The organism is Brucella daejeonensis (assembly GCF_014199265.1).
GTDB classification, from domain to species: Bacteria; Pseudomonadota; Alphaproteobacteria; order Rhizobiales; family Rhizobiaceae; genus Brucella; species Brucella daejeonensis.
Genome location: NZ_JACIJG010000010.1, coordinates 1 through 13,132, shown reverse-complemented (window position 1 = coordinate 13,132; position 13,132 = coordinate 1). Strand labels below are relative to the sequence as shown.

The window sequence follows — 13,132 nt, the reverse complement described above, 5'->3', positions numbered from 1 at the left end:
CGGGCAGGCCAGACGCGCAGCGCCTTCCTTTCACCAAAATTAACCGTGACAAGCGCCTGATGGATTTAGAGTTGAAATCCGGGAATGGCGATTGCGGTGCGAAGTGTCGACCGCTTGTCGGGCTGGTACGGCTTCAAGTGAAAAGCTGCGCAGGTTTGGAACGTCTGTTTTCAGACGTAGAGTAACGGATTTGCGATACCGCCCGGTCATGTGGCCGGGCGTTTGGATTCGAGGACGGTAGATCGATGGAAAATGTTGCGTTAGCGGCCCCCGCCGCCGATGTTACCCTCTGGGGCCTGTTCATGCAGGCGAACTGGGTCGTCAAGCTGGTCATGCTGGGCCTGTTGTTCGCCTCGATCTGGACATGGGCCATCATCGTGGACAAGACGATTGCCTATGGACGGGCGCGCCGGGCGATCGATCGCTTCGAGCAGGCCTTCTGGTCCGGCCAGTCTCTTGAAGAGCTTTACCGCAATCTGGGCGAGCGGCGCACCACCGGCATGGCGTCCATCTTCATGGCGGCCATGCGCGAATGGAAGAAATCCTTCGAAAAGGGCGCGCGTTCTCCCATCGGGTTGCAGATGCGCATCGACAAGGCGATGGATGTCGCGCTGGCGCGTGAAGGCGAAAAGATGGAAGCGCGCCTCGGTTTCCTTGCGACCATCGGTTCGGCGGCGCCCTTTATCGGCCTGTTCGGAACGGTCGTCGGCATCATGACCTCGTTTCAGGCCATCGCAGCCTCCAAGAATACCAGCCTCGCGGTCGTGGCGCCGGGTATCGCCGAAGCGCTTCTGGCGACCGCCATCGGCCTTCTGGCGGCTATCCCCGCCGTTATCGCCTACAACAAGCTCTCCAGCGACGCAGGCAAGATCGGCGGGCGGCTCGAAGGCTTCGCGGACGAATTTTCCGCCATACTGTCGCGGCAAATTGATGAGAAGCTGACGCCGCGTAACTAGAGCGCGTTCCAGTACAACGAATAGTCGAGCTTTCGGGAATTCAGCCATGGGCATGTCGGTCGGAAATCAGGGAACGCAGGGCGGACGTCGCAGGCGTGGGCGCAGAAAGGCACTCATGAGCGAGATCAATGTCACGCCTTTCGTAGACGTGATGCTCGTGCTGCTCATCATCTTCATGGTTTCCGCGCCGCTCCTGACGGTCGGCGTCCCCATCGACCTGCCCGACACGCAGGCCAAGGCGATGAATGCCGACACGCAGCCGATCACCGTTTCGGTCAATAATGAAGGCAAGGTCTATCTGCAGGAAACCGAAGTCCCGATCGACGAAGTGGTGCCGAAACTCCAGGCCATCGCCAAGACGGGCTATGAGGAGCGCATCTTCGTGCGCGGTGACAAGGCTGCCGATTACGGCACCGTCATGAAAGTCATGGCCCGCATTTCCGCCGCCGGTTTCAAGAATATCGGCCTCGTGACCCTCCAGGAGCAGGATAGCTGACGCCATCATGAAGGCTGGCCTGACATCTTCTGTTGCCTTGCACGCCGTTGCAGTCGCACTGGCGGTGGTCTCCTTTTCCTCGCCGAAGGCTTTCGACGTGCAGGATTCGGAATCCTTTCCCGTCGATATCGTGCCGATTGAATCGCTGACACAGATCCAGCAGGGCGAGAAAACCGCGCCCATGAAGGAAAAGGCGGCGCCTGTGCCCACCGCCAAACCGCAGACGGTTCCCGACGCCGAGAATGTCGGCGATCAGGAGATCGACACCAAGGCCCCGCCCAAGCCCGACGCGAAGCCGAAGCCGGTCGAGACGGCGGAGGAGCCGAAGGCGCAGCCGGAGCCGGTGAAAAAGCCGGAACCGAAGCCCGATCCCAAGCCGGAACCCCAGCCTGAGGAAAAACCGACACCGGTGCCCGCGACCGAGGTTCAGGCCAAGCCGGAACCGAAGCAGGAAGTGAAGCCCGATCCGGTGGCGGAAGCCATCGAGAAGCAGGCCGAATCTCCCGATGCGCAGACGCCGAAGCTGCCGGACAAGGTGCCAGCGCCCCAGGCAAAGCCGAAACCGCCGCAGGCGCAGACGGCCAAGACCAACGAGCGCAAGCAGCCGGACGAAAAGAAGAAGACCCAGACCGCCTCGCAGACTTCGCAGTCGAAGAACGATGCGATTGCCGATGAAGTGGCGGCGCTCCTCAACAAGCAGAAGGCATCGGGCGGCGGCGCGAAGCGTTCCACCGATCAGGCTTCGCTTGGCGGCAAGAAGAATACCGGCGGCGCCAAGCTCAGCCAGAGCGAGATGGACGCGCTGCGCGGCGCGATCTCGAAGTGCTGGAACGTGCCTGCGGGTGCGGCCGATGCGCCGGGACTGGTCGTGACCGTCAAGATGAAGCTGAACCAGGACGGTTCCCTTCAGGCTTCGCCCGTGGTGACATCGGGCGGCGGCGGTGACGGAGTGGCTCGCGCGGCGGCGGAAAGTGCCAAGCGCGCTGTCGCACGCTGCGCACCCTACAACCTGCCGGCGGACAAATATGAGACATGGTCGGAAGTGATCGTCAATTTCGACCCGAGCGAAATGTTCTGACCGGGCTTGCCCGGTCACCAATCAAAGTCGCCACTGAAATAGTGCCAAGGACAAAGAGGTCCCAGAAGATATGAAAATCGGCATCATCAATACAAAGATCCGGACGGTCTTTTCGGCTTTCGCGTGTATGATTGCCGCAAGCCTCGTCTGCACCATGCCGGCGCGCGCCGTTGTGGAAATCAACATCAACAAGGGCGTGATCGAGCCTCTGCCGATCGCGATCACCGACTTTCTTTCAGCCGACCAGCTCGGGCCGAACATCACGTCGGTCATCGCGGCCGACCTTGAACGGTCGGGCCTGTTCGCGCCCATCGACAAGGGCGCCTTCATCGAAAAGATTTCCAACCCGGACGCCGCTCCGCGTTTCGAGGACTGGAAGGTCATCAATGCGCAGGCGCTCGTCACCGGACGCATCACCAAGCAGCCGGACGGTCGCCTGAAGGCGGAATTCCGCCTGTGGGACACGTTCGGCGGCCAGCAGATGATCGGCCAGCAGTTCTTCACCACCCCGGACAACTGGCGCCGCGTGGCGCATATCATCGCCGATGCGATCTATGAGCGCCTGACCGGCGAAAAGGGCTATTTCGACACCCGCATCGTTTTCGTGGACGAATCCGGTCCGGCGAAGAAGCGCGTGAAGCGTCTCGCCATCATGGATCAGGACGGCGCCAATGTGCGTTATATTTCCGATGGCCGCGCCATGTCGCTGACGCCGCGCTTCTCGCCGAATCGTCAGGAAGTCACCTATATGTCTTTCGAAGGCGGCGCGCCGAGGGTCTATCTGCTGCAACTCGAAACCGGCCAGCGCGAACTCGTCGGCAATTTCCCCGGCATGACCATCGCGCCGCGCTTCTCGCCGGATGGCCAGAAGGTCGTGATGAGCCTGCTTCAGGATGACGGCAGCGCCAATATCTATACGATGGACCTGCGCAACCGCACGACCACGCGCCTGACCAACAGCCAGGCCATCGACACCGGCGCTTCTTATTCGCCGGACGGTTCGCAGATCGTCTTCACGTCCGACCGCGGCGGACGCCCGCAGCTTTATGTGATGGGCGCCGACGGCTCCAATCCGCACCGCATCTCGATGGGCGACGGCAGCTATTCCACGCCGGTCTGGTCCCCGCGCGGCGATCTCCTCGCCTTTACGAAGCAGTCGCAGGGCCAGTTTTCCATCGGCGTGATGAAGACCGACGGTTCGGGCGAACGCCTGCTCACCTCCGGCTTCCATAATGAAGGCCCGACCTGGGCGCCGAACGGCCGCGTGCTGATGTTCTTCCGCAAGGCGGCGGGCGCGGGCGGTCCGAGGCTCTTCACCATCGATCTGACGGGCCGCAACGAGCGCCAGATCCAGACGCCGAACTTTGCGTCCGATCCGGCCTGGTCGCCGCTGCTTGAATAGAGCATTTCCAGCAAAAGTGCGAAGCGGTTTTGCGCAGGATAATGCGGTAAGACAAACGGAGCATTTCCAGCAAAAGTGTGAAGCGGTTTTGCGTAGGATAATGCGGTAAAACAAACGGAGCATTTCCAGCAAAAGTGCGAAGCGGTTTTGCGTAGGATAATGCGGTAAGACAAACGGAGCATTTCCAGCAAAAGTGCGAAGCGGTTTTGCGCGGGATAATGCGGTAAGACAAATATACCGCGCAGCTTTGGCGTTTCATCGAAACATGAACTCGCCCGGGTTTGTGGGAAAGCGTTACCAAAGTTGAAGGCGCGAAGCTTGGGTTTCGCGCCTTTTCCATGGCAAATTGCCACAATCGGCGGGGCAGAGCCGTGTTTCTGCCGTATTTTGCCCTCAAGGGCTGGGTCAGCAGGAAAACGTTAACCATACTTCTTGAGCCTGTCTTAACCTCAATATGATTATTGGATGGTTACGCAGGAACATCAAATCTTAAGGAGCCCCGGCCCATGCGCCGTATCCAGTCGATTGCACGTAGCCCGATTGCTATTGCCCTTTTCATGTCGCTCGCCGTCGCCGGTTGCGCTTCCAAGAAGAACCTCCCGAACAATGCCGGTGATCTCGGCCTCGGTGCAGGCGCGGCAACGCCCGGCTCCGCGCAGGACTTCACCGTCAATGTCGGCGACCGCATTTTCTTCGATCTCGATTCGTCGCTGATTCGCGCCGACGCCCAGCAGACGCTTTCCAAGCAGGCCCAGTGGCTGCAGCGCTATCCGCAGTATTCGATCACCATCGAAGGCCATGCCGACGAACGCGGCACGCGTGAATACAACCTCGCCCTCGGCCAGCGCCGCGCCGCCGCCACCCGCGATTTCCTCGCTTCGCGCGGCGTGCCGACCAACCGTATGCGCACCATCTCCTATGGCAACGAACGTCCGGTCGCCGTCTGCGACGCCGATTCGTGCTGGTCGCAGAACCGCCGCGCCGTCACCGTTCTCAACGGTGCTGGCAGCTAACAGGCGCAACACTTGATGGAAAAAGCGGCTTTCGGGCCGCTTTTTTCGTTTTTGGGGCATGTGAAGCGGGTTTCGACAAATTTTGGCCGAAGTCCCCGCTGTCATAGGAACATAAAACCGCTTCGCACTTTTGCTGCTGATGCTCTAAAAGCAGAGCAAGGGTGCCGTGCCGTCCGATGGACGCAAATGTCGCTCTGACTTAAAGGTTCTACGCATCGTGCATTCGCACACCGCACCGGTTCCGGGGCCGATATCGTAGCAGGGGCAAAAGGGAATGAGGAAACCAATGAGGAAAGTGACGCTGGCAATCGCCATGCTGCCGCTTTTGGCGAGTGCGCCGGTTCTGGCGGCATCCGTTTCTTCGCAGGCGGGTGTTCAAGTCGCGCAGGCGGGCGCTCCCGGCGGGGATCAGTTCACGCAGCAGATGTGCAATCTTGCCCATCAGAACGCGCAGTCCTATGCGCGCATTCTTCAGCTTCGCGACAAGATGCTGAATATCCAGCGCGACAACGAAGCTCGTTTTCAGGCGCTTGAAAAGGGCAGGGGCGGCGGTCGCGGCCAGGTTCCCCTCGGCTCGACGGCGATCCTCGACGATGCCATGCGCGGCGGCAGCGGCGGATCGGGCATGAATGGCGGCTATCAAAGCCCCGGTATGCAGCAGGAACTGATGCGCACCCTCACCGGCAAGATCGAGGATGTGGATGCACAGATTTCCTTTACCGACAACCAGTTGCAGAAGATGCAGGAAGACAATGAATTCCGCTTCGAGGAACTGGAGAAGAAGAATGGCGTGACCGCGCCTTCTTCCGCAGGCTCAGGCGCGGCGGCACCGGCGGCGGCTTCGCCGGGCGCCGATCTCTGCGCGCAGGGCATGGGCAATGCGGCGGGAATTGCCGACGCGCTTGGCGCGCGGGCGGAAGCGATGAATTTCCAGATCCTCGAAATGCAGGATCAGATGCAGAAATTGCAGGAAGATTACGAAACCCGCTTCCAGGCGCTGGAAAGCGGCAAGCGCGCGGATGCGGCCGGTGAACAGGGCAGCGAAGGGGGCGGCGGAGATGTTTCCGTCGCCGCTTCCTCGCAGGCGGCGGCAGGTCAGGCCTCCGGCGCCGATTCCATGGCTGTTGGTTCGAACGCGCCCACACAGGGCGGACCGGCGCGCGGCGAACCGCCGCAAACGCTCGGCTCCATTCGTTTCGACGCCAATGGCAATGTAATCGGCGAAACGCTTCAGGCCGCCCCGCGCGCGCCGCAGGCGGGCATAACCCTTTCGGGCGGGGAGCAGTCGGCGAGTGCGGCAGGCGATGCGATCGCTTCGCTGCCGACCGACGACAATCCGAATTCACTCTATCAGGCGTCATATCAATATCTGATGTCGGGCGACTACAAGGCCGCCGAAACCGGATTTCGCGAGCATGTGAAGCGCTATCCGGCCGATCCCGACACGGCCGAGGCGCGCTTTTGGCTCGGCGAATCGCTTTACGGTCAGGGCCGTTATCCCGAGGCCGCGACGGTGTTCATCGACACGCAGCGCGACTATCCCGATTCGAAGCGTGCGCCGGAAAATATGTTCAAGCTCGGCATGACGCTGGAAAAGATGGACAATCGCGACGTCGCCTGCGCCACCTTCGGGCAGATACCGGAGCGCTATCCCAAGGCGGCGCCCGCCATTTTGAAGCGCGTTGCCGATGAGCGCAGCCGGGCCAAGTGCTGATTACGGAGTTATTTCGTGGGGCTTAGCCCAAGCTATATTTCCAAACTGTTCGAGCCATTCGGGTTTGAGCGCGCCAGCGCCATCGTCGCCGCCGTTTCGGGCGGCAGCGATTCCCTTGGCCTGCTGTTTCTCCTGAAGGATTATCTGGCGACGCTGGCAAATCCGCCCCGGCTGGTCGCCGTGACGGTCGATCACCGGCTGCGCGCCGAATCGGCCCTTGAGGCGCGCAATGTCGGCGCGCTTTGCAGGCAGCACGCGATAGAGCATCGCATTCTCGCCTGGGACGAGGCCAAGCCCTCGACAGGGCTTGCAGCCGCCGCGCGGACGGCGCGCTACCGGCTTCTGGTGCAGGCCGCGCGCGAGGCGGGCGCGGATTTCATCGCGACCGGCCACACCGAGGACGACCAGATCGAAACCTTCCTGATGCGCAAGGAGCGCAGCGGCCACGCGGAGGCGCGGGGGCTTGCGGGCATGTCGTCGCGCTCCTGGCTGGAAGGTTCGGTCGAGCTGGTTCGCCCGCTTCTCGGCGTCTCGCGGCAGGCGCTACGCGACGAGCTGATGCGAAGGGGAATCGGCTGGGTTGACGATCCGAGCAATGCCAATACGGCCTATGAACGCCCGCGCGTGCGCCTTGGCGCGGCAGCCGGGGCGGACAGGCAGGCCGTGCTGGAGCAGATCGCGCAGGCCGCCGCCGTGCGCGAACGCGACAATGCGGCATTGGCCGCGGCGCTCGCCGACCCCGCGAGCCTGACGCTCGACGCGGACGGCACGATACTGGCCGATGCCGCGACCTATGCGGGATTGCCAATGGATGCGCGGCGGCTTCTGTCGGGCCTTTTCGCCTCGATTGCGGGCGGACGCCGTTTCCTGCCGGGCGACAGCGAACGCACCCGTATCGAGCGCGTCTTGTCCGGGGAGGATGTCCATCGCCGGCTGACCGTATTCGGCGCGCTGATCGAACGTGGCGAGGGCGGTGCGCCGCATCGCTTCCGCCGCGAAAGGCGCAACCTTCCCCGGCTGGTCCTGAAGCCCGGCGACAGGATCGTATGGGATGGCCGGTTCCGTTTGCGCAACGACGGCGCGACGGTTTTCGAAGTGGGCGCGCCGGGCCGTCAGGAGCTTTCCGACTTCCTGAGCGGGCAGGAGGGCGAGGCTCAGGCCCGCAAGCGAGAGGGGCTTCTGGTCTTGCCCGCGCTTTATGCCGGCGGCAGTCTCGCCGCGCTGTCCCGTCCGGGCGGCGATCTGCCGCAAGGCATTCATATGGAACGGCATTTCGCGATCTTCGACCATGTTCTGCCGGGACACGATTACGAACTGGCGCGGGCGGTGGTAGCGCGCATCGGGCGCGGCTGCGCGCAAATGTCCTAACTTTTGTAAACCAGAGCGACAAGAATCGAGATCGAGGGGGCGAACCTGCCTTGGCAACGCCTTGCTTCGATCCTATGTTAGACACTGACATCGTTCCGCGCTCGCGGAATGGACGTGGTATCGATTGGACCCGATATGAATCCGAACTATCGCAACTTCGCCCTCTGGGCGATCATTGCTCTTCTTTTGATCGCGCTGTTCAACCTGTTTCAAAGCCCAGGTCAGCGCACGAATTCCCGTGAAGTTTCCTATTCGCAATTCATTGACGACGTATCCAACGGTCGGGTGAAATCGGTTACGATTACCGGCGAGCGCATTACCGGCACCTATGCCGACAACGGCTCGACGTTCCAGACCTATTCGCCCGGCGATACGGGTCTTGTCTCGCGGCTTGAAAGCAAGGACGTTGCGATTACCGCCCGACCGGAAAGCGACGGCTCCAGCTCGCTGATCGGCATTCTCCTGTCCTGGCTGCCGATGATCCTCATCCTCGGCGTGTGGATTTTCTTCATGCGCCAGATGCAGGGCGGCTCGCGCGGTGCGATGGGCTTCGGCAAGTCGAAGGCCAAGCTTCTGACGGAAGCGCATGGCCGCGTGACCTTCCAGGATGTGGCGGGCGTCGATGAAGCCAAGCAGGATCTGGAAGAAATCGTCGAATTCCTGCGCGACCCGCAGAAGTTCCAGCGCCTGGGCGGCAAGATTCCGCGCGGCGTTCTGCTCGTCGGCCCTCCCGGCACCGGCAAGACGCTTCTGGCGCGCTCGGTCGCGGGCGAAGCCAATGTGCCCTTCTTCACCATTTCCGGTTCGGATTTCGTGGAAATGTTCGTCGGCGTCGGCGCAAGCCGTGTCCGCGACATGTTCGAACAGGCCAAGAAGAACGCGCCCTGCATCATCTTCATCGATGAAATCGATGCGGTGGGACGTCATCGCGGCGCCGGTCTCGGCGGCGGCAATGACGAGCGCGAACAGACGCTCAACCAGTTGCTGGTCGAGATGGACGGCTTCGAGGCCAATGAATCGATCATCCTGATCGCTGCGACCAACCGTCCCGACGTTCTCGATCCCGCGCTCCTGCGTCCAGGCCGCTTCGACCGTCAGGTCGTGGTGCCGAACCCGGATATCGTCGGCCGCGAACAGATTTTGAAAGTTCATGTGCGCAATGTGCCGCTGGCGCCCAATGTCGATCTCAAGGTCGTCGCGCGCGGTACGCCGGGCTTCTCCGGCGCGGATTTGATGAACCTCGTCAACGAAGCAGCCCTCATGGCGGCGCGCCGCAACAAGCGTCTCGTGACCATGCAGGAATTCGAGGACGCCAAGGACAAGATCATGATGGGCGCGGAACGCCGCTCCGCCATGACGCAGGAAGAAAAGGCCAACACGGCCTATCACGAAGCCGGTCACGCCATCGTTGCGCTCAATGTGCCGAAGGCCGATCCTGTTCACAAGGCGACCATCATTCCGCGCGGTCGCGCGCTGGGCATGGTGATGCAGCTTCCCGAAGGCGACCGTTATTCGGCGACCTATACGTGGATGGTGTCGCGTCTTGCCATCATGATGGGCGGCCGTGTGGCGGAAGAGCTGAAATTCGGCAAGGAAAACATCACCTCCGGCGCGTCCTCGGACATTCAGCAGGCCACCAAGCTTGCCCGGTCCATGGTCACCCAGTGGGGCTATTCCGACAAGCTCGGCCGTGTGGCCTATGGCGACAATCAGGAAGAGGTCTTCCTTGGCCATTCGGTGTCGCGCACGCAGAATATTTCGGAAGAGACCGCGCAGATCATCGACGCCGAAGTGCGCCGCCTGATCGACGAGGCCTATGCCGAAGCGACCCGCATCCTGACCAAGAAGAAGAAGGACTGGATCGCGCTTGCCGAAGGTCTGCTCGAATATGAAACGCTGTCGGGCGAAGAGATCAAGGAACTGATCGCAGGCAACAAGCCGTCGCGCGATCAGGGCAGCGATACGCCGTCGCGCGGGTCGGGTGTGCCGAAGGCCGGAAGCCCACGCAAGCGCAAGGGCAGCGAGCCGGGCAGCGAGCCGGGAATGGAACCGCAGCCTCAATAAGGCCATTTCAATGAAGAAAATAAAAGCCGGGCCAGCGCCCGGCTTTTTCGTGTCGAAACCTGCCCGGATGCTGCAAAGGCTCGGTTAAGGATTTCGGCGCATCATGATGTGAAAGTCAGGCCCCGGTCCTGCGCTTTGGAAGGGGCATCCCGATCTCCCGCCAAAGACGAAATTGCAATTGGCAAGGTTTTCGCGTTAAGAACAGCGAAAATCCGCCGCCCGGAGAGACGGGCGGTCATGGCCCGCCACTGATCGCGGCGACATACATCAGAAGGTATAGAGAGCGTTACATGGCTCAACGCAAGGCGAAACAGATGACACGAAAATATTTCGGAACCGACGGCATTCGCGGACAGGCAAACAGCTTCCCCATGACGCCGGAAATCGCCATGAAGGTCGGTATGGCCGTCGGTTACATCTTCCGCCGCCGGGGACACGCCTCGCGTGTGGTGATCGGCAAGGATACGCGCCGCTCCGGCTATATGCTCGAAAACGCACTGGTGGCCGGTTTCACCGCCGCGGGCATGGACGTGTTCCTGCTCGGCCCGATTCCGACGCCCGCCGTCGCCATGCTGTGCCGCTCGCTGCGCGCCGATATCGGTGTGATGATCTCGGCCTCGCACAATCCGTTCTATGACAATGGCATCAAGCTTTTCGGCCCCGACGGGTTCAAGCTGTCCGACGAGATCGAGTTGCAGATCGAATCGATGATCGACGGCGATCTTTCCTCCTATCTTGCCAGCCATGGCGACGTCGGTCGCGCCAAGCGCGTGGACGGCGATATCTATCGCTATATCGAATTCGCCAAGCGCACGCTGCCGCGCAATATTTCGCTCAACGGTTTGCGCATCGTGGTCGATTGCGCCAATGGCGCGGGCTACAAGGTTGCGCCCGCCGCGCTGTGGGAACTCGGCGCGGAGGTCATCACCATCAACAACGAGCCGAACGGCATCAACATCAATGAGGATTGCGGCTCGACCCATCCGATCGGCCTGATGAAGAAGGTGCACGAAGTGCGCGCCGATGTCGGCATCGCGCTCGACGGCGACGCGGACCGCGTGCTGCTGGTCGATGAAAACGGCACCGTCGTCGACGGTGACCAACTCATGGCGGTGATCGCCGAAAGCTGGGCCGCCACCGACCGCCTCGAAGGTGGCGGCATCGTGGCCACCGTCATGTCCAATCTTGGACTGGAACGGTTCCTCGCCGACCGTCATCTGACGCTGGCCCGCACCAAGGTGGGCGACCGCTATGTGGTCGAGCACATGCGCGAGCATGGCTTCAACGTCGGCGGCGAACAGTCCGGCCATATCGTCCTGTCGGATTTCGCAACGACCGGCGACGGCCTGATCTCGGCCCTGCAAATCCTCGCCGTCGCGCAGGAAGTGGGCAAGCCGATCAGTGAAATCTGCCGCAAGTTCGACCCGGTGCCGCAGCTTTTGAAGAATGTCCGCACCGCCGGCGGCAAGCCGCTCGAGAACAAGCGCGTGAAGAGCGCCATCGACGAGGCCAGGGAGCGTCTTGGCGTTCAGGGCCGTCTGGTCATTCGCCCGTCCGGCACCGAGCCGCTGATCCGCGTCATGGCGGAAGGCGACGATCGCGGCCTGGTTGAAAAGGTCGTCAACGACATCATCGACGTGATCTCGACGGAAAGCAGCGCTGCCGCATAGTTTCCCTTCACGACAGTGCGGCACTGGCCGACACTCGAAAGCGTGGGCACCGGCCCGCGCTTTTTTCGTTTCGCCTTCTTTGTATATTAGTAAATATTAATAATCATGGTTAAAAAACAAGGTTAAGTTGTACTTAACCTTTGCTACCTATTTTGTGCCCATAACCTGTTCCGAAAGTCGCCATGCGTGGCTGCAAATGGCAGTTTGCTGCGTTCCGGTGCTCGAAAATCACCATTTTCGCACGCGCGTGTCGCTTTTTGAATCAGGCATCAATTATCAGTAGCCGGCGCGATCTGCGTCGTGATCTTTCGATGGGGCAGACATATGACTGGTTCTCTGAAAACTTTTCTCGCGGGCGCAGCGGCGTCGTTTGCCCTGCTGGCCGCAGTGCCGGGCGCTTTCGCAGCCGACATGATCGAACCGCCGGTCGTTCCCGAAGTCATCGTCGCTCCGCCAGCCGTCGGCGGCTGGTATCTGCGCGGCGACATCGGCTATTCCAAGGCGAAGTTCAGGGGAGCCGATTATACGACGATCGACAATTGCGATCCCTGCGGCCCGGTCTTCGGCAGCAACACGCTCGATGGCGACCTGAAAGGTTCGTTCCTGATCGGCGGTGGCATCGGCTATCAGGTGACGGATTATTTCCGCACCGATCTGACCGTCGATTACATGACGCGCGCCAAGTTCAACGGCAATACTTATGGGGTTGGCTGCGGTGATATCACCTGCGCTTCCGATGAGCGCAGCCACTTCTCGGCCCTTTCCATCTTGGCGAACGCCTATGTCGACCTCGGCAATTTCGCAGGCATCACGCCCTATGTCGGCGCGGGTATCGGCGGCACGCGGGTGAAGTGGAGCGATATCGAGGACGTCCGTTACGGCGGCTCGCATGAAGGCGCCGCAAACTGGCGCTTCACCTATGCGCTCATGGCTGGCGCCTCGGTCGATCTCACGCACAATCTCAAGCTCGATGCGGGCTATCGCTATCGCCACATCAACGGTGGCAAGATGTTCGAGGGCGATCAGTGGATCGGCGACGGCTACGACAAGGGCATGAACGTGCACGATGTCCGCATCGGCCTGCGCTATATGTTCGGCGGTTCCGAGCCTGTCTATGCGCCGCAGCAGGTCTCGACCATCGTGGACGGTCCGGTCTACAAGTAATTCTTCCTTCAGCGTGAAACAAAAGGCCCGGTTTCCGGGCCTTTTGCGTTGAAGCTGATATTAGAGCGGGGTGATGACTTTACGTTGAATCATCATCCCGCTCTAACCTTTTCTAGAGCGGTTCAGCCTTTGACAGAATCGAAGGGGATTCCGTCGAGGCCTGTTTTGTGATTCAAGATGCTGGCTGGAGTGGAGGCCAGCATCAGA

10 protein-coding genes are annotated in these 13,132 nt (G+C 61.2%); all 10 read left to right on the top strand.

Annotation, left to right across the window (positions count from 1 at the left end; all coding sequences use genetic code 11):
- Positions 1–245 precede the first annotated feature (245 nt).
- The 10 genes from tolQ to FHS76_RS13545 all read left to right on the top strand — a co-directional run bounded on the left by tolQ (position 246) and on the right by FHS76_RS13545 (position 12,925).
- The gene (gene tolQ / locus FHS76_RS13590; RefSeq protein ID WP_183653510.1) at positions 246–956 is read left to right on the top strand and encodes a protein TolQ; all 711 of its coding nucleotides are present in this window, start codon (positions 246–248) and stop codon (positions 954–956) included.
- Positions 957–1,002: 46 nt separating this feature from the next.
- Positions 1,003–1,452: a protein TolR gene (gene tolR / locus FHS76_RS13585; protein WP_183653507.1), complete on the top strand. Its 450-nt coding sequence runs from the start codon at positions 1,003–1,005 to the stop codon at positions 1,450–1,452.
- A gap of 7 nt (positions 1,453–1,459) precedes the next feature.
- Positions 1,460–2,530, top strand: a complete 1,071-nt coding sequence (locus tag FHS76_RS13580) for a cell envelope integrity protein TolA (protein WP_183653504.1) — start codon at positions 1,460–1,462, stop codon at positions 2,528–2,530.
- Positions 2,531–2,600: 70 nt separating this feature from the next.
- Positions 2,601–3,932 carry a Tol-Pal system beta propeller repeat protein TolB gene (gene tolB / locus FHS76_RS13575; RefSeq protein ID WP_183653500.1) on the top strand — a complete coding sequence of 444 codons (1,332 nt, stop codon included), beginning with the start codon at positions 2,601–2,603 and terminating at the stop codon, positions 3,930–3,932.
- A 506-nt stretch (positions 3,933–4,438) separates the two neighbouring features.
- Positions 4,439–4,945 (top strand): peptidoglycan-associated lipoprotein Pal, encoded by a 507-nt coding sequence (pal, locus tag FHS76_RS13570; RefSeq protein ID WP_006473326.1) that lies wholly within the window; start codon positions 4,439–4,441, stop codon positions 4,943–4,945.
- A gap of 274 nt (positions 4,946–5,219) precedes the next feature.
- Complete coding sequence (gene ybgF, locus FHS76_RS13565) at positions 5,220–6,659, top strand: tol-pal system protein YbgF (protein WP_183653497.1); 1,440 nt, start codon at positions 5,220–5,222, stop codon at positions 6,657–6,659.
- A 15-nt stretch (positions 6,660–6,674) separates the two neighbouring features.
- Positions 6,675–8,027 (top strand): tRNA lysidine(34) synthetase TilS, encoded by a 1,353-nt coding sequence (gene tilS, locus FHS76_RS13560; RefSeq protein ID WP_183653494.1) that lies wholly within the window; start codon positions 6,675–6,677, stop codon positions 8,025–8,027.
- 135 nt (positions 8,028–8,162) lie between these two features.
- Positions 8,163–10,091 carry an ATP-dependent zinc metalloprotease FtsH gene (gene ftsH / locus FHS76_RS13555; RefSeq protein ID WP_183653944.1) on the top strand — a complete coding sequence of 643 codons (1,929 nt, stop codon included), beginning with the start codon at positions 8,163–8,165 and terminating at the stop codon, positions 10,089–10,091.
- A gap of 314 nt (positions 10,092–10,405) precedes the next feature.
- On the top strand, positions 10,406–11,761 hold the full coding sequence (glmM, locus tag FHS76_RS13550) for a phosphoglucosamine mutase (protein WP_183653491.1): 1,356 nt from the start codon (positions 10,406–10,408) through the stop codon (positions 11,759–11,761).
- 324 nt (positions 11,762–12,085) lie between these two features.
- Complete coding sequence (locus FHS76_RS13545; protein WP_183653488.1) at positions 12,086–12,925, top strand: outer membrane protein; 840 nt, start codon at positions 12,086–12,088, stop codon at positions 12,923–12,925.
- The last annotated feature ends 207 nt before the right edge of the window (positions 12,926–13,132 follow it).

What these genes read in the sequence shown, in the direction of transcription:
- ybgF (WP_183653497.1), top strand. Translation starts at nt 5,220, where the DNA reads ATGAGGAAACCAATGAGGAAAGTGACGCTGGCAATCGCCATGCTGCCG.
- tolB (WP_183653500.1), top strand. Translation starts at nt 2,601, where the DNA reads ATGAAAATCGGCATCATCAATACAAAGATCCGGACGGTCTTTTCGGCT.
- pal (WP_006473326.1), top strand. Translation starts at nt 4,439, where the DNA reads ATGCGCCGTATCCAGTCGATTGCACGTAGCCCGATTGCTATTGCCCTT.
- glmM (WP_183653491.1), top strand. Translation starts at nt 10,406, where the DNA reads ATGACACGAAAATATTTCGGAACCGACGGCATTCGCGGACAGGCAAAC.
- FHS76_RS13545 (WP_183653488.1), top strand. Translation starts at nt 12,086, where the DNA reads ATGACTGGTTCTCTGAAAACTTTTCTCGCGGGCGCAGCGGCGTCGTTT.
- tolR (WP_183653507.1), top strand. Translation starts at nt 1,003, where the DNA reads ATGGGCATGTCGGTCGGAAATCAGGGAACGCAGGGCGGACGTCGCAGG.
- tolQ (WP_183653510.1), top strand. Translation starts at nt 246, where the DNA reads ATGGAAAATGTTGCGTTAGCGGCCCCCGCCGCCGATGTTACCCTCTGG.
- FHS76_RS13580 (WP_183653504.1), top strand. Translation starts at nt 1,460, where the DNA reads ATGAAGGCTGGCCTGACATCTTCTGTTGCCTTGCACGCCGTTGCAGTC.
- ftsH (WP_183653944.1), top strand. Translation starts at nt 8,163, where the DNA reads ATGAATCCGAACTATCGCAACTTCGCCCTCTGGGCGATCATTGCTCTT.